This is a genomic window from Pseudotabrizicola sp., assembly GCF_030656345.1.
In the GTDB taxonomy this organism is placed as follows: Bacteria; Pseudomonadota; Alphaproteobacteria; order Rhodobacterales; family Rhodobacteraceae; genus Pseudotabrizicola.
On sequence record NZ_JAUSNR010000019.1, the window covers coordinates 89,758 to 106,132 of the forward strand.

The 16,375-nt window shown below is 65.2% G+C and carries 15 protein-coding genes; 8 read left to right on the forward strand and 7 right to left on the reverse strand.

The genetic code is table 11. From position 1 onward, the window contains the following. From Q7J44_RS10740 to Q7J44_RS10755, 4 genes are all read right to left on the reverse strand, one after another. Positions 1 to 1,749 carry a heparinase II/III family protein gene (locus tag Q7J44_RS10740; protein ID WP_304879705.1) on the reverse strand — a complete coding sequence of 583 codons (1,749 nt, stop codon included), beginning with the start codon at positions 1,747 to 1,749 and terminating at the stop codon, positions 1 to 3. A 107-nt stretch (positions 1,750 to 1,856) separates the two neighbouring features. Further along, on the reverse strand, positions 1,857 to 3,008 hold the full coding sequence (locus tag Q7J44_RS10745) for a saccharopine dehydrogenase C-terminal domain-containing protein (protein ID WP_304879706.1): 1,152 nt from the start codon (positions 3,006 to 3,008) through the stop codon (positions 1,857 to 1,859). 12 nt (positions 3,009 to 3,020) lie between these two features. Continuing rightward, on the reverse strand, positions 3,021 to 4,070 hold the full coding sequence (locus Q7J44_RS10750; RefSeq protein WP_304879708.1) for a saccharopine dehydrogenase: 1,050 nt from the start codon (positions 4,068 to 4,070) through the stop codon (positions 3,021 to 3,023). Continuing rightward, entirely contained in the window at positions 4,067 to 4,303 is a 237-nt protein-coding gene (locus Q7J44_RS10755; RefSeq protein WP_304879709.1) for a WGR domain-containing protein, read from the reverse strand. The genes Q7J44_RS10750 and Q7J44_RS10755 overlap by 4 nt, the downstream gene beginning before the upstream one ends. 70 nt (positions 4,304 to 4,373) lie before the next feature. Between Q7J44_RS10755 and Q7J44_RS10760 the strand changes: the two genes are divergently transcribed. The 4 genes from Q7J44_RS10760 (at position 4,374) to Q7J44_RS10775 (ending at position 8,898) form a co-directional block, all read left to right on the forward strand. After that, positions 4,374 to 5,303: a hypothetical protein gene (locus Q7J44_RS10760; protein WP_304879710.1), complete on the forward strand. Its 930-nt coding sequence runs from the start codon at positions 4,374 to 4,376 to the stop codon at positions 5,301 to 5,303. Positions 5,304 to 5,312: 9 nt separating this feature from the next. Then, positions 5,313 to 7,814, forward strand: coding sequence for a hypothetical protein (locus Q7J44_RS10765; RefSeq protein WP_304879712.1), 2,502 nt, complete (start codon positions 5,313 to 5,315; stop codon positions 7,812 to 7,814). Continuing rightward, positions 7,808 to 8,626 carry a glycosyltransferase gene (locus tag Q7J44_RS10770; protein WP_370692995.1) on the forward strand — a complete coding sequence of 273 codons (819 nt, stop codon included), beginning with the start codon at positions 7,808 to 7,810 and terminating at the stop codon, positions 8,624 to 8,626. The genes Q7J44_RS10765 and Q7J44_RS10770 overlap by 7 nt, the downstream gene beginning before the upstream one ends. 71 nt (positions 8,627 to 8,697) lie before the next feature. Then, on the forward strand, positions 8,698 to 8,898 hold the full coding sequence (locus tag Q7J44_RS10775; protein WP_304879717.1) for a hypothetical protein: 201 nt from the start codon (positions 8,698 to 8,700) through the stop codon (positions 8,896 to 8,898). A gap of 21 nt (positions 8,899 to 8,919) precedes the next feature. Here Q7J44_RS10775 and Q7J44_RS10780 read toward each other — a convergent pair whose 3' ends face one another. Further along, the gene (locus Q7J44_RS10780; protein ID WP_304879719.1) at positions 8,920 to 9,708 is read right to left on the reverse strand and encodes an exodeoxyribonuclease III; all 789 of its coding nucleotides are present in this window, start codon (positions 9,706 to 9,708) and stop codon (positions 8,920 to 8,922) included. 106 nt (positions 9,709 to 9,814) lie between these two features. Here Q7J44_RS10780 and Q7J44_RS10785 point away from each other — a divergent pair, with 106 nt between their 5' ends. Continuing rightward, positions 9,815 to 11,035, forward strand: coding sequence for an MFS transporter (locus Q7J44_RS10785; RefSeq protein WP_304879721.1), 1,221 nt, complete (start codon positions 9,815 to 9,817; stop codon positions 11,033 to 11,035). 282 nt (positions 11,036 to 11,317) lie between these two features. Here Q7J44_RS10785 and Q7J44_RS10790 read toward each other — a convergent pair whose 3' ends face one another. After that, positions 11,318 to 12,004 (reverse strand): response regulator transcription factor, encoded by a 687-nt coding sequence (locus Q7J44_RS10790; protein ID WP_135428910.1) that lies wholly within the window; start codon positions 12,002 to 12,004, stop codon positions 11,318 to 11,320. A 153-nt stretch (positions 12,005 to 12,157) separates the two neighbouring features. On the opposite strand from Q7J44_RS10790, the gene ribA reads away from it, so the two are divergent. Genes ribA through Q7J44_RS10805 form a run of 3 tightly spaced genes read left to right on the forward strand, consistent with a single transcriptional unit; the run spans position 12,158 to position 15,691 of the window. Further along, on the forward strand, positions 12,158 to 13,246 hold the full coding sequence (ribA, locus tag Q7J44_RS10795; RefSeq protein ID WP_304879725.1) for a GTP cyclohydrolase II: 1,089 nt from the start codon (positions 12,158 to 12,160) through the stop codon (positions 13,244 to 13,246). Continuing rightward, on the forward strand, positions 13,243 to 13,746 hold the full coding sequence (locus tag Q7J44_RS10800) for a L,D-transpeptidase (RefSeq protein WP_370692996.1): 504 nt from the start codon (positions 13,243 to 13,245) through the stop codon (positions 13,744 to 13,746). Before ribA ends, Q7J44_RS10800 begins: the two co-directional genes overlap by 4 nt. A gap of 58 nt (positions 13,747 to 13,804) precedes the next feature. Further along, on the forward strand, positions 13,805 to 15,691 hold the full coding sequence (locus tag Q7J44_RS10805) for an amylosucrase (RefSeq protein WP_304879727.1): 1,887 nt from the start codon (positions 13,805 to 13,807) through the stop codon (positions 15,689 to 15,691). Here Q7J44_RS10805 and Q7J44_RS10810 read toward each other — a convergent pair whose 3' ends face one another. Beyond that, positions 15,692 to 16,345 carry a YggS family pyridoxal phosphate-dependent enzyme gene (locus Q7J44_RS10810; protein WP_304879728.1) on the reverse strand — a complete coding sequence of 218 codons (654 nt, stop codon included), beginning with the start codon at positions 16,343 to 16,345 and terminating at the stop codon, positions 15,692 to 15,694. Positions 16,346 to 16,375: the final 30 nt, after the last annotated feature.

Here is a 16,375-nt window from a genome sequence, read left to right on the forward strand (position 1 = left end):
TCAGAGGGGGACCGGGGTGTCGTCGCGGTCCAGATCGCGGATGGCCAGCGGAGTATCCTGTGCTTTGGCCAAGGTCCAGCCGATACGGGTCTCAATCCCCGCCGCAAAGCCCGAAAGCACGATCTGTTTTGTCGCACGCGGTTTCAGCCGCCCTCTTTCCAGATAAACCGACGGCTCCAGCGACAATGTGGCGGGGCTGTCATGGCGGAACACCCAGATTTCGCCTGATTTCAGGGCAACTGAAACGGCGTTGCCGCCCATGTCGAGCGTCGAATCAGTGTCGGGATGCAGGTGGAAGCGGATCGAAAACGGCACACCCTGCAACCCGGTGGCGGTCAGCACCCGTTCAAACCGTGCCTTACCTTGGGGGTTGAGCGAGATCAGCGTATCGGCCCCGGCGATGTGGCGGCCATCAGCCGACATGGCCAGATCGCGCGCATGGGTCAGGCCGTGGGTCATGGCCCAGCCATCCTGCGCGGCATGCACGGCGGCCCCTTCTTTCGTGGCCTGCTGCCGCAGGGTCAGCACGGCGGCGCGTTCCTCCAGCACCTCACCCGCACCGGCGCCAAAGCGCGAGGAGGACACGCCGTCGATGCCCAGCGTGGAATGCGACGGGGTGGCCCGGCCCGCGCGGCGCCATTCGGTGCCAAAGGGCGCGCCCGACCCGCAATTGACCACCAGCGGCCTGCGGCCCGATGTCACCTCTATGGCGAGGGTCGAGGCATGGGCGGACCCGCCGGCGCGCCCGCCGGGCGGGGCAGCGGCATCCATCAGCATCGAGGTGCGCCCGGCAGACAGCCGCACATAGCCCATGGCGGGGGCGTTGCCGTGGCCCAGCGGTTTGTGCGGGCGGATGCGGGCCGTCGCCAGCGCCTGATCCAGCCGCCCTTCGGCCCCTTTGCCGCCGCCGTGAAACCGGGCCAGCCCGCCATCGGCATGGCGCAGAGCGCGCAGCGTGGGGGCGATACGCTCGATCGCGTCAAGGTGATCGTTTGGCACCGTATGGCCCGCTTCGGACAGGGCCTGTGCGGCCCAGTTCAGCAGGGTGAACACCTCCAGCAGCTCTTCGGGGTTGCGGGTGGTGATGCCGCCGCCCTCGTCCACCTCGGCCCTTGCCTCGGCGGCAAGGGCGGCGACGGCGGGGCCGACCAGCGGCTCCATCCCGATCAGCGACAAACCGGCGTAGACCAGACCTGTCAGCGCCTCAAACCGTGGCAGGCCGGGGGCGGCCCTGGCCCAGTGGCGCGACAGATAGCGGGTCTGGGTGGTCAGCACCCGGTAATAGGCATCGGTCGCATCCCGGTCGGCACTGTTGAGCAGGAACAGCGCGTGGTGAATCCAGCGGATCACCCGCCGCCCGGTCAGGTCCGGCGTCCAGCCCGGGCCACGCCCCGCGCCAAAGCGGGTGATCCAGTCTTGTGTCCAGACTTGGGCGCGGTTGCGCGCCTGCGCGTCGCCAAGGGCCGCAAGATCATCCAACCAGCCAAAACCCTGAAGCTCGGCCGCGAAGTCGATGTCGGGCGGGGTAATATCCCACAGACCCGCGCCGGGAGATTCGATCAGGTGGCCCGCAAACAGGTAGTTGCCCGCCACCAGCTGCCGACCCTTGGCGAACAGACCGATGGACCGGGGTTCGGGAGAGGAGGCAAAGCCGTTTGCCACCGGGCCGCGCGCGGCGCGCCAGACGGCAAGACGGGCGCGCCATCCGCCCGCGCCAAAGCCGCCCTGAGATGCGCGATAAAAGGCCATAAGGTTCCGCCTGCCCTGCCCGCCCGGATTCCCGGTGCTTGTCAGGCCCGAGCATAGCCGATGCGCGGGGTGTCTGTCACCCCGCGTAGCGTTGGTGGTTGGACCTGTCAGGCCAGATGATCGACGCGGGCCAGATACTGGACCAGACCCTGCACCTGATCCATCCAGTCTGCGATCAGTTTCGGGTCATGCGGGGCGGCATGCACCCCGGCGGAAATCTGGCGGGCGGCCACCGCCTCGACCCCCAGCGACACCGGAACCGAGACCAGACGCGCCATGGCGGTGCCGCGCGCATCGCCTGCGGCGTCCATCGCCCATGTCTCATGGAACACCGGCTTGCCGTCGCGCTCGGCCTTCAGCGACACGAACAGCACCACGCGGTCGGGCTCATCCGGGGCGTAGGAATTGTCTTTCAGCAGCGCATTGGCGCGGGCGGTCAGGGCGGTGTCGATCTCGGCAGGCGATGACCCCTCCAGCGCCTCAATTTCCGCGAAGATCGGGGCCCATGCCTCGGCCCAACCGTTCAGCCGGATGGTGCCGCGCACAAAGTCGCGCAGCTTCCATGCGGGGTCAAAGCGGTAATCGGCGATGAAGGGCAGGCTGTCGCGGTTCGGATAGACCTCGAACGATTCGGGCTGCGGCAGCGGCGCGTCATAGGCGGTGATCGCCTCCCACGGACGGTTGACGCGCAGATCGGAAAAGTTCCGCAACGACCGCGACGGCGAGCGCAGGGCTTTGAGCACCCCCGCCGGGGCCCATGAAAATTTGTAGCGGAACGCGTTTGGCTGCTTGGGTACCCCACCGCAATAGCTGGTGAAGCTGAGCACGTTGTCGGCATGGTACCCCGCGCTGGCGCGGTAACGCGCGACCAGATCATGCGCCATCAGATGGTCGATACCGGGGTCCAGCCCGATTTCGTTCAAAGACACCAGCCCTTTTTCGCGGAACTGCCCGTCCAGCGCGCGCATATCCGGCGCGATGTAGCTGGAGGAGACGAAGTTCGCCCCCTTTTGCAGACAAAGCAGCGCAATCGGCACGTGCTGATCGGCGGGCAGCATGGAGATGGCGATATCGCCGGGGTGCAGGGCGTCGGACAGCGCCTCCATCGAAAACGCGCGGATATCGGTGGCAATGTCGCCCACCGCCTCGCGTGCCTTGTCAACCGTGCGGTTCCACACCACAACCTCATGCCCGCCCTCAACCAGCCGCCGCAGACCGGGGATTGAGGACAGGCCAGTGCCGCACCAATGAATTGTCATGTGTTTCTCCCTTCAGACCGTTGCGATGTGGCGGTCAAATTCCGCCTTAGCCCGGCCCCAGACGCCGGACTCCAGCGCAGTAAGGGTCAGCAGGCTGGGCAGAAGCTGGGCCGCATAATCCTCGCTGCTTTCCACCGGCAGCAGGGAGGGCAGGTTGTCGATGGCGGTCACGTCCAGCGGCGGGGCCTCGGCCACGCGCAGGGCGGGGGCCGACCAGTCGGTGGCGCGGTCATAGACCTTGATCGGTGAGAAATCCGATGTCGGGTCGCAGGCGATGTCGCCGATCACGGTCAGCGCGCGGGCGTCGGTTTTGGCGCTTGCGGGCACAAACACCGGGCAACCCGGACGGGCGAGGATGCAGTTGAGGAAAATCTCATGCTGCAGCACCTGCGGGAACGGGCCGCCGCTTGCGGTCTCATCCATATCCCATTTGGTGACGATCACGCCCAGCGCCTCGCACAGATCACTCGCGCCGGTGCCGACGCGGCCCAGCGCGCCGATAACAATGGCGCGGGGGCGCAGCATCGACTGCATCTCAGCCGCCAGATCATCCAGCAATGCCTGCCGCCCCGGGTATTTGCTCACCGGGCCGATCAACGCGCCCCGCTGTTGCGCGGCCCATGTTTTCAGCGCGACGGCCGCTCCGGCATAGCCCGCCCAATAGCCAAAGGCGGCAACGCGGCGGCCGTCTTCGTTCACCAGATATTCCAGATCATACAGCGCGCCACCGCCTGCCTTGAAGCGTTTCAGCAGGTCGCGCCCCGCAGGCTGGCCCTTGTAGGCGTGGCCGAACATGATGTGGCGGTGCGGCAGCGCGGTGCCGTCTTCGGGCAGTTCCTTCAGGCCGAAGATGATCGCATCGGCGGGGGCCTGCGGCCACGCATTCTCTTCGGCAATCTCGCATCCGGCCTGCACATACCCATCCAGCGGAATGGCGCGGACCGAGGATTTTTCCACCGTCACCCGCAGCCCCGCCTGCACCAGTGCGGCGGCACCTTCGGGCGTCAGGCCGACGCGTTCCTCATTCGGGCGCTGTTCGGCCCGGACCCACAGATGTGTCATACGCTTGTTCCTTCGGTCACATAGCCCCGCCGCATGGCCCGTTTGCGCCACGCCTCGGCGGCGCGGCAGGCATCGCGCAGGTTGGAGAACCACACCAGCAAATGCTGCCCGCCCCGCCCCTTTCGCCCCCATTCGCGGACCACGGAATATTCGCCGAACAGATTGTAATCGACCTCGACCCGGTAAAAACGGGCGCGGCGGTCTGCGGTGCGGGTCATGAGAAAGGTCAGCAAAAGGTGGCCTCCATCTGGTCTTTCGATTTCAGAGTTATCAGATATGACAGCGGGAAACAGGGGGAAAGCGATGCGCAAAGGGATGCTTGCACTGGGGATTGCCACAATCGCCGGGGGGCTGTGGTGGTGGCAGCAAGGACGGATGGCAACGGCGCTGACGCCGGATGCGCTGGCCACACGGTTGGCGGTTCCGCTGGCCGCACCGGGTGGGCCGGTGGCGGTTTATCACCTGGGCCATTCGCTGGTGGGGCGCGATATGCCCGCAATGCTGGCACAGATGGCCGGGCATGACCACGCCAGCCAGCTGGGCTGGGGCAGCAGCCTGAAAGACCACTGGACCGGCGATGTCGCAGGGTTTGATGCTGAAAACGCCCATGCCAACCACCGCCCGGCGGGCGAGGCGCTGGACAGCGGCGACTACCCCGTGGTGGTGCTGACTGAAATGGTCGAGATCCGCGATGCCATCCGCTATCACGACAGCGCCCGGCATCTGGGGCTGTGGGCGGCGCGCGCGCGCAAGGCGCGGCCCGATGTGCGGCTGTATCTGTATGAGACATGGCATCCGACCGATGATCCCGAAGGCTGGTTGCAGCGCATCGACAGCGATGGCGCGCGCTACTGGCACGGCGATCTGCTGGCCGGTGCCATGGCGCAGCCGGGGGTGGGCGAGATCTACGTGATCCCCGGTGGCCCGGTGATGGCAGCGGTGGTGCGGGCGATTGAGGCGGGGCAGGTGCCGGGGCTGACCGCGCGGGACGATCTGTTTGCGCGCACAGACAGCGGGGCGGTGGACCCGATCCACGTCAACGATACCGGCGCCTATCTGATGGCGCTGACGCACTATGCGGTGATCTACCAGCGCAGCCCCGAAGGATTGCCGCAGACCCGCGCCGATGGAACCCCTGTGACGGCCCTGCCAGAGCAGACGGCATTGGCCCTGCAACGGATAGTCTGGGATACGGTTCTTCGCTATGGTCTGACCGGCATGGCGAACCGATAAGGGGGCACGGTGGGATTTCTTGCGCTGTTGACGGATATTCTGTTTGTGGGTCACAGCCTTGTCGGCCCCGACCTGCCACCGCTGGTCGAAGGCGGCTTGCGGCTGATGGAGCGGCCTGCGACCGTTTCAGCGCAGATCATCAACGGCGCGCCGTTGCGGTTCAATCTGGAAAACGGGGCGACTGCCGAAGGGGTGGACGCGCGGGCCGAACTGGCCAAAGGCCAGACCGAGGTGCTGATCCTGACCGAAGCGATCCCGCTGGCAGAGCATCTGCGCTGGAACGACACGCCGGGGGTGATTGCGGCCTATGCAGCGCTGGCAAAGGCGGCAAACCCTGCGGCGCGGGTGTTTGTCTATGAAACCTGGCACAGCCGCACGGCAGGCGCGGTGGAAGGCGAGCCGAACTCGGCCTTGCCCTGGCGCGACCGGCTGACGGCGGACCTGCCACTGTGGGAAGGGGCATTGCGCGAGTCAGGTGCAGATGTGGCGCTGATCCCGGCTGGGCAGGCGATGGCGCGGCTGGCCGATGCGGTAGAGGCAGGCACGGTGCCGGGTGTGGCGTCGATGGATGACTTCTTTTCCGACGACATCCATCTCTCGGACAAGGGCAAGTATTTTGTGGCGCTGGTGCATGTCGCGGCGATCACCGGGGCCTCACCCGAGGGTCTGCCCGCCCAGATGACCCGCGCGTGGCGCAGCCGCGAGGCGGTGATCGCAGATGATCTGGCGGCGGTGTTGCAACGGCTGGCATGGGAGACGGTGAGGGACTATGCGCCAAGTCTGGCGGCGGCACCTGCGCCAATAGCGGCTGAACAGGCCGAGGCCGAAATCCAGCCACCCGCTGCCCCGCCGATGGCGCAGGCGTTGATCGACCCGGCGGCGCTGACCCCCATCACCAACCCCAATCTGGCGCTGGGGCTGAACGGCATCACCGACTGGTCGGTGCAGCAGCCGTTTCTGGATGTGATGAAAACCGCCCGCGACTGGACCGGCCATCTGCCCGGCCAATATGGCGGCTGGGATCATGACCGGCTGGCGGCGGCAGGGGTGCTGGGGCCGAACGGCTGGCCCACCGCCATCCCGCCCGAGCTGACCGGGATTTCCACGCTGGTGATGGTGGACCTGCCCGCAGATGCGGGCGGCGTGGCCGGGCGCTATCTGGTCAGCTTTGAGGGCAAGGGCGATCTGCGGATCGACGGGCGGGTGACGAATGTGATCATCGGCGACGGGATGGCGCAGTTTGACTTTACTCCCGGTGAGGGCGGGGTGTTCCTGCATCTGGACACGATTGATCCGGCAGACCCGATCCGCGACATCGTCATCGTGCGGCAGGACCGGGCGGCCTTGCTGGCGGGCGGGCAGATCTTCAACCCCGACTGGCTGGCGCGGCTGCGCGGGGTAAAGACGATCCGGCTGATGGACTGGATGCGCACCAATGACAGCCCGCTTGCGCAGTTGGAAGACCGGCCAAAGCCGGAAGATTACACATGGACCCGCCTCGGCGCGCCCATTGAGGTGATAGTCGCACTGGCCAATGAGCTGGACGCACACCCATGGTTCACCATGCCACATCTGGCGAGCGATGATCTGGTGCGGTTCTACGCCACCGCCGCGCGCGACGGGCTGGACCCGGGGCTGGTGGCGCATGTCGAATATTCCAATGAGGTCTGGAACTGGCAGTTCGAACAGGCGGTCTGGGCCGAAGAACAGGGCCGCGCCCGCTGGGGCGGCGAGTCGAAATGGGTGCAGTACTACGCCCTGCGCGCCGGTGAGGTGGCAACGATCTGGGCCGATGTCTATGGCGATGCGGCCCCGACCCGGCTGGTGCGGGTTCTGGCAACGCAGACCGGCTGGCTTGGGTTGGAAGACCAGATCCTGACCGCGCCGGAGGTGATGGCCGAGGGTCGGCCCGCGCCGGCAAGCCTGTTCGATGCCTGGGCCGTCACCGGCTATTTCAGCGCCGGGCTTGGCAGCGATGAAAAGGCCCCGCTCGTGCGCGGCTGGATCGCGCAGTCCGAGGCCGCAGCGCGCGACGCGGCGGCAGCGCAGGGGTTGCAAGGCGCGGCGGCGACGGACTATGTCGCGGCGCACCGGTTTGACCGCGCCGTAGAAATGGCGGTGGCGGAACTGGAAAGCGGTGCTGTGACTGGCAGGTCCGAGGACAGCGTGGCAGACTACCTGACCCGCACCCTGCCGCATCAGGCGCAGGCGGCGGCAGCGCATGGCCTGCGCCTGATGATGTATGAAGGCGGCAGCCATGTGGTGGGCAACGGGGTGCAGGTTGATGATGACCTTCTGACCGCGTTTTTCGTCCATCTGAATTACACGCCCGGCATGGCACAGCTTTATGACCGTCTGCTGCAAGGCTGGGCAGCGGTGACGCCGGAACCGTTCAACGCCTTTGTCGATGTGGCGACCCCCGGAAAATGGGGCAGCTGGGGGGCATTGCGCCATCTGGGCGATGACAACCCGCGTTGGCAGGTGTTGGCCAAAGGGTGCGCCGCGTGCTGAGCGTGATCATCCCGGCCTCGAATGAGGCTGGCTACATCAGCGACTGCCTGCGGCATCTGTGCGCATCAGATGCGGCGGGGGTGCAGGTGATTGTGGTGGCGAATGGCTGCCGCGATGCCACAGCGCGTTTCGCGCGCGAAACATTGGCCGCGCATCAGCCAGCGGGCTGGACCAGCACGGTGCTGGAACTGGCGCAGGGCTCAAAACCCGGCGCGCTGAATGCCGGGGATGCGGCGGCGCTGCATCCGATGCGGGTCTATCTGGATGCCGATGTTCAGGTCTCGCCCGGCCTGCTTTCAGCGCTTGGCGCTGTCTTGGCAGGGCCGGTCCCGCGCTATGCCAGCGGCACGCCGGTCATTCCTGCGGCGCAAAGTGCGGTGACGCGCGCCTATGCCCGGTTCTGGCAGAAGCTGCCGTTCAACCAGACGGCTGCCCCCGGCTATGGTCTGTTTGCGGTGAATGCGGCGGGGCGGGCAAGGTGGGATGATTTCCCCGCCCTCATCTCGGACGATACCTTCGTGCGGCTGCAGTTCCTGCCGGAGGAGCGGGTGCAGGTGGCAGACCCCTATCTGTGGCCGATGATCGAAGGCTTTGCCCCGCTGGTGCGGGTGCGCAGGCGGCAGGATGCGGGGGGGCGAGAGTTAAGCGCGCTCTACCCCGGTCTGATGGCGCGCGAAGGCAAGCCTGACCTGACCGCAACGGGGCTGCTGCGGCTGGCATTGGCTGACCCGCCGGGCTTTGCCACCTATGCCGCCGTGTCGCTGGCGGTGCGGGCCAGACGCGGCGGGGCGGGGTTTGCGCGGGGGCGGTGATCCGGGCATCACCGAACTTGCTTTTCCAACAGCCCCCTTTACCGTTGAGGAGTCGTAAACAGGTTGATCCCATGGCATTCGGCATTTCACCGATTGGTGCCTCGCAAAGCGCTTTTATCGCATGGGCAGCCGTTACGATGGTGGTGTGTGGCGTCATTGGTTTGATTGCGGCCTATGCGATGTATTGCCAAGGACGCGAAACGCAGGCTGCGATCATCATGTCGGCCTGCGTGGTGATGATTGTGGTCGCAGTCTCAGTGCTGAACAAATAAATACCCCTGCCAGTCCGGGTATCAAAGATCGAACGTCGCAAACACCGGCACGTGATCCGACGGTTGCAGCCAGCCGCGTACCGGGCGCAGGATGCGGCTGGAATGGCCGGCATTGGCAATGTCGGGCGAGGCCCAGATGTGGTCGAGCCTGCGGCCTTTGTCTGCCGCATCCCAGTCGGCGGCGCGGTAGGACCACCAGCTGTAGAGCAACCCGTCAGGAATGTCCTTGCGGGTGATGTCCTGCCAGCCGCCCGCCTCCATTACCTGATTGAGATGCTCGACCTCCACCGGCGTGTGGCTGACGATCTTCAGCAGGGCCTTGTGGCTCCAGACATCATCTTCGCGCGGGGCGATGTTCAGATCCCCCACAAGAATGGCCCGGTCGGGTTTGTCCCAGCGGCACCATTCGCGCATGTCGGTCAGAAAATCGAGCTTCTGGCCGAACTTGGGGTTGATGTCCCGGTCGGGAATATCGCCGCCTGCGGGGACATAGCAATTGTGGATCGTCACCCCGTTTTCCAGCCGCGCCGCAACATGGCGGGCGTGGCCCATGGCGGCAAAGTCGCGGTCCCCTGCATCCATGATCGGCAGTTTCGACAGGATCGCCACGCCGTTGTAACCCTTTTCACCACGCGCCACCATGTAGCGGTAGCCAAGCGCCTGAAACTGCTCGACCGGGATCTTGTCGACCGGGCTTTTGCATTCCTGCAGGCACAGGATATCGGGGGATTCCTCGGTCATCAGACGGGCGACCAGACCTTCGCGCAGGCGGACGGAATTGATGTTCCAGGTGGCGAGGGTGAAGGTCATGACGCGTCTCCTTAATTTACGCGCAGGTTAGGCGGCAGGCGCGCGCATCTCAACCCTTGTCGTGGCCGGGCGCTTGCGCAAAGCTGCGCAAAACGAAGGGGCGCGCATGCTGCTGACACGGAACCGCAATTATCGGCTGGTGTTTTCGGCCTCGGTCATCTCGAACCTTGGTGACGGGGTGCTGGCATTGGCGCTGCCCTGGCTGGCGACGGTGCTGACGCGCGACCCGATGCTGGTGGCGCTGGTCGCGATGGCGCAGCGGCTGCCGTGGCTGCTGTTTGCGCTGCCTGCGGGGGTGTGGACGGACCGGGCGGATCATCGCGGGCTGATCTGGCGCGCCGATGCGCTGCGGGCGGTGATGGCGGCGGGCATCCTGATGCTGGCGCTGTCAGCGACGCCGGATCAGGCGCTGCTGATCTGGCCACTGGCGTTGCTGGCATTTCTGCTGGGCGCGGTCGAGGTGATCCGGGACAATGCAGCGCAGACCATTCTGCCATCGGTGGTGGCCAGCGCCGATCTGGAACGCGCGAATGGCCAGATGTGGAGCGCGGAGAAGGTGACGGGCGAGTTCATCGGGCCGCCGCTGGCCGGGGTGCTGATCGGGCTGGGGCTGGCGGTGCCGTTCGGCTTTGATGTGCTGACCTTTGCGCTGTCGGCCCTGCTGATCTGGCTGATCGCGATGCCGCCGCGTGCGCTGCCGGTGCCACAGACGTTCTGGCCCGCGCTGCGCGAGGGGATTGTCTGGATAAGGGCGCAGCCGGTGATCCTGACGCTGGCGCTGATGCTGGGGGCGGTGAATTTCCTGCATACGGGCGCTTTCACCATGCTGGTGCTGTATTCGCAGGAGGTGCTGGGGCTTGGGGCCGCCGGTCATGGGCTGCTGCTGACCGTAGGGGCTGCGGGAGGAGTGATCGGCGGGCTGATCGCACCTGCGATTGCAAAGCGGCTGGGGATGAAGGCAAGCCTTTTGCTGGCGCTGGTGGGGTTTGGGGCGAATTATGCCATGCTGGCGGTTCTGCCCAACATTGTTTCAGCCGGGGTGGCGATGTTTGTCGGGGCGGCCGCGTCGATGCTGTGGAATGTGGTCACGGTATCCTACCGCCAGAGGATCATTCCGGCGGGTATTCTGGGCCGTGTGAACAGCATCTACCGCTTTTTCGGCTGGGGCTCGATGCCGTTTGGCGCGTTGGCGGGCGGGGCGATCGTGACGATGGCGCAGGCCGATCTGGGGCGCGACATGGCGCTGCGGCTGCCGTTTGTGTTGGCGGGGGCGGGGATGGTAATTGTGGCAGTGGTGGCAGTGCTGCGCATTCCGCGTCAGGTCTGACCCGCGTGCACGCGACCCGGGCAAAGAAAGACCCGAACCTTTCGGTCCGGGCCAAGGTCCAACAGGGAGGTGATTTTGAAACCGCCCTCGGCGCTGTTTGGTTCCCCTGGCGCGGATGTTTTCTGTCGCACGGGCAAAAAAAGGCCGGGCACAAGGCCCGGCCAGGTCCAACAGGGAGGTGCCGTGCCATAACCCCGACACGACAAGGGGAACTTGGGGAACCAATCCATTCACACTCAACCCTAAAGGTATAATAAGCGTGAATGCGGCGACAATAGGACGTCAGGCAACCAGCCGATATCCGCCGCTCTCTGTGACCAAAATGCGCGCATTTGAGGGATCAGGCTCTATTTTCTGCCGCAGACGATAGATATGCGTCTCCAGCGTGTGGGTGGTGACCCCGGCGTTGTAGCCCCAGACCTCGTGCAGCAGCACGTCGCGCGCCACAACCCCAGATTGCGCCCGGTACAGGAATTTCAGGATGTTGGTCTCTTTTTCCGTCAGGCGGATCTTCTTTTCCTTATCATCCAGCAGCATTTTCTGCGCCGGTTTGAAGGTGTAGGGACCAAGCTGGAAGATCGCATCTTCGGACTGTTCATGCTGGCGCAATTGCGCGCGGATGCGGGCCAGAAGCACGGGAAATTTGAACGGCTTTGTCACGTAATCATTCGCGCCAGCGTCCAGCCCCAGAATGGTATCCGAATCACTGTCATGCCCGGTCAGCATCAGGATCGGGCATTTGACGCCCTGCTTGCGCATCCGGCGGCACAGCTCGCGCCCATCGGTATCGGGCAGACCGACATCGAGGATCACCAGATCGTACAGCGCAGCCTTGGCCTTTTCCATGCCTTCGGCACCATTGCTGGCTTCGAACACATCGAAATCTTCGGTCATGACCAATTGTTCGCTCAGCGCCTCGCGCAGATCGTCATCATCGTCCACCAGCAGGATCTTGCGAAGTTGTGCCATTGGGGTCTCCCTTGTTCTCTTGGGGTATCACATGAGCGTGCGCAGGCGCGGTCACAAGAATTGTAACCTTTCCCTCACGCGGACGTGTCGTCTGACGTGGATATGTTTCAATTCCGTAATTCCCCGGCTAGAGATAACCGCAGGAGAGCGCCCATGACCCTTGCCCCGACCATCACCGAACGGCTGACCCGCGCGCGGGGCGATCTGCGCATGGGGGTGCCGGTGGTGCTGTCCGGGGGCGGGCGCGCGGCGCTGGTGGTGGCGGTAGAGGCGCTGACGGCGGAACGGCTGGTGGCGTTGCGGGCGCTGGGTGTGGCCGAACTGGCGCTGACGGCGCGGCGCGCTGAAACGCTGAAGGCGCGCGCCTATGATGGAGATCTGGCGCGGATCATGGTGCCGTTGGAGGCGGATGTTGCCTGGCTGCGCGCGCTGGCCGACCCGGCGGATGATCTGCGGATGCCGATGAAAGGGCCGCTGCGGTCTGTGCGCGAGGGTCCTGCGGATCTGCACCGGGCGGCAGTGGGTTTGGCGAAGTCGGCGCATCTGTTGCCTGCGGCGGTGCTGGTGCCGGTGCCGAACGGGCTGGCGCTGGCGGCGGAGTTGGGGCTGACCTTTCTGACGCTGGATGCCGTGGCCCCTGCCCTGCTGTTGCTGTCGCCGTTACACGAGGTGACCTCGGCCCGGTTGCCGATGGTGGCGTCTGATGCCGGGCGGGTGCATATTTTCCGCCCCGAAGACGGCGGCGATGAGCATTACGCAATCGAGATCGGCCAGCCCGACCGCAACGCGCCGGTTCTGGCGCGTCTGCACTCGGCCTGCTTTACCGGCGATGTGCTGGGGTCTTTGAAATGCGATTGCGGCCCGCAGTTGCGCGCGGCTTTGGCGCAGATGGGGGCTGAGGGGGCGGGGGTGCTTTTGTACCTGAATCAAGAGGGGCGCGGCATTGGCCTTGCCAACAAGATGCGCGCCTATTCCCTACAGGATCAAGGGTTTGATACGGTTGAGGCCAATCACCGGCTGGGGTTTGAGGATGACGAGCGCGATTTCCGGATCGGTGCCGATATTCTGCGGCGGATGGGATTTTCGACGGTGCGCCTGCTGACCAACAACCCGAAAAAGCTGGCGATGATGGAAACCTGCGGCTTGCAGGTGGTGGAACGGGTGCCACTGCATGTGGGCCAGACCGCGCAGAATGCCGGGTATCTGGCGACCAAGGCGGCGAAATCGGGGCATCTTTTGTGACGCCGCTGGATATCGTGGTCAATCAACACGGCGCGCGGTTCATGGGGCGGCGGTTCCCCTGTTCTGTAGGCCGGGGTGGCATTGTGCCCGCACGCGACAAGCGCGAAGGCGACGGGGCCACACCTGCGGGCACGCACCGGATTGTCGGGATGCTGTATCATCCCGCCCGCCTGACCCCGCCCGCCGATTGGGCGCTGCCCACCGCGCCCGCCGACCGCTGGTCGGATGACAGTGATGATCCCGATTACAATCTGATGGTCCGCGCCGGGCACCGTTTCAGCCATGAGCGGTTGCAGCGGCCTGACCCGCAATATGATCTGATCCTGATCACGGACTGGAACTGGCCGCAGGCGGAGCCGGGGCGCGGGTCGGCGATTTTCATCCACACCTGGCGCAGGCCGCGCTATCCCACGGCGGGTTGCATTGGCTTTGCACGGGCCGATCTGGTGTGGATCGCGGCGCGCATCCGGCATCAGACGCGGCTCATCATCACGGGGTAGCCCCTTTCCAAACCGCTTTGGCTTGCATAATCTGCCCGGCGAACAGGGGAGGATGACCATGCCAAAGGCAGCCGCAACAGCGGATGACGAGATTTTCGCGCTGCGTCTTGACCGCTCTGCCCCCGACCTGTGGCCGATGCTGGAAGCGCTGTATGGCCGCCACCCGGCCTTTGATGCCTTTCGTGCCAACCTGCTGAAAGCGTTACGTAAAGCCTGGGCGGCGCGACCCGCCGACCTGAAGCGGCTCGACCTGCGGCGCGATCTGGAGCCGGACTGGTTTCAGCGCCCCGATATGGCGGGCTATGTCTTCTACATCGACCGCTTTGCCGGCACTCTGCGCGGGGTGCTGGACAAGCTGGATTACCTGACCGATCTGGGCATCACATACGTGCACTTCATGCCCTGCCTGAAGCCCCGCCCCGGTGACAGTGATGGCGGCTATTCGGTGATGGATTACCGCCAGATCAACCCAACCTATGGCACCATGGCCGATTTTGAGGCGGTCAGCCGCGCGCTGCGGGATCGCGGCATATCGCTGTGCATTGATCTGGTGCTGAACCACACCGCCAAAGAGCACGCTTGGGCGAAAAAGGCGGCCAAGGGCGATGCGCGTTATCAGGATTATTACCTGATGTTCGACTCGCCCGAGATGCCCGCGCGCTATTCCGACTCGCTGGTTGAGGTGTTTCCCGAACATGCGCCGGGCAATTTCACCCATTACCCGGATTTCGACCGCTGGGTCTGGACCACCTTCAACGAACACCAGTGGGATCTGAACTGGGCCAACCCGCAGGTATTTCTGGAGATCGTCGAGATCATGCTGCATCTGGCCAATCGCGGGGTGGATGTGCTGCGGCTGGATGCGGTGGCCTTTATGTGGAAACGGCTGGGCACGCGCTGCCAGTCAGAGCCCGAGGTGCATATGCTGTTGCAAGCACTGCGCGCGTGCAGCCGGATTGCGGCCCCGGCGGTGATTCATCTGGAAGAGGCGATTGTTTCGCCTGCGGAAATGCTGCCCTATCTGGGGCGCGGGCAGCATGATGGCAAAGAGGGCAACCTTGCCTATCACAACAGCCTGATGGTGCAGTTCTGGAGCGCCTTGGCCACGCGCGACACCGGCCTGATGGGCCATGTGCTGTCGACCCATTTCCCCGAAACCCTGCGCAATGCGACCTACGCCACCTATATCCGCTGCCATGATGATATCGGCTGGGCGGTGACGGATGAGGATGCGCATGCGGTGGGCATGTCGGGCCCGGCGCATCGAAGCTTTCTGTCTGCGTTTTATGAGGGCAGCTTTCCCGGGTCTTTCGCGCAAGGGGCGCTGTTTCAGGTGAACCCGGAGACGGGGGACAAGCGCATTTCGGGCAGTTTTGCGGCCCTTGCCGGGCTGGAAAAGGCGCTGGCGGCGGGGGATGCGGCGGGGGTGGACATGGCGGTGCAGCGCATGTTGATGGGGCATGCGCTGATTGCCAGCTTTGGCGGTATCCCGTTGATTTATATGGGGGATGAGCTGGCCTTGCCGAATGACTACGGCTATCTGGACGTGCCCGCCCATGCGCATGACAGCCGTTGGAGTCACCGGCCGCAGATGGACTGGCAGGCGGTGGCGCGGCTGGATGACGAGACCAGCCCGGCGGCGCAGGTGTTCTGGGGCACCCGGCATATTCTGGCGCGCAGGCGGGCGCTCGCGGGGTTGCATGCGGGCAATGGCACGCGGGTGGTGTTCCCCGAGGCGCGGGCTGTGTTCGCGTTTCAGCGGCTGGCCCCGACGGGGGTGGTGCTGTGCCTGTTCAACTTTACCGAACACTGGCAGCAGGTGCCGGAGGAGTGGGTGCGCGCGCAGGGCGTCAGCCAGATGCACGACATGCTGTCGGGCCATGTGGTGGAAATGCATCATGGCGCAGTGGCGCTGCCGCCCTATGCGCGGGTCTGGCTGGTGTGATCAGCCGTAGTCGCGCGCGCCAAAAATCGCGCTGCCGACGCGGATATGGGTGGCGCCGTGGGCGATGGCGGCCTCAAAATCGCTGCTCATCCCCATCGAAAGGCCGGAAAGTCCGTTGCGGGTGGCCATCTGGGCCAGCATGGCGAAATGCGGGGCGGGGTCTTCGCCTTCGGGCGGAATGCACATCAGGCCGTGCAGCGGCAGATCCATGCTGCGGCATTGGGTGACAAAGGCATCGGTGTCGCCCGGCAGGATGCCGGCCTTTTGCGGCTCGGCCCCCGTGTTCACCTGTATGAACAGCTGCGGGCTGGTGCCGCGGGTCTGCGCCAGTTTGGCCAGCTTTTCGGCCAGTGACGGGCGGTCGACGGTGTGGATGGCGTCGAACAGGTCCACCGCCAGCTTGGCCTTGTTGGTTTGCAGCGGGCCGATCATGTGGACCTGCACGGCACAGAAGCGGCTGCGCAGGTCGGGCCATTTGCCCGTGGCCTCTTGCACGTAGTTTTCGCCGAACAGCCGGTGACCCTGTTCCAGCACGGCAACCACGCGGTCCAGCGGCTGCACCTTTGACACGGCGATCAGCTGGACTGATGCGGGCGCGCGGCCATGGGCGGCGCAGGCGGCGGTCAGGCGGGACTGGATGGCGGCAAGTGACATGGCGAAACCCCTGTGTGTGGTGGGTCCCCC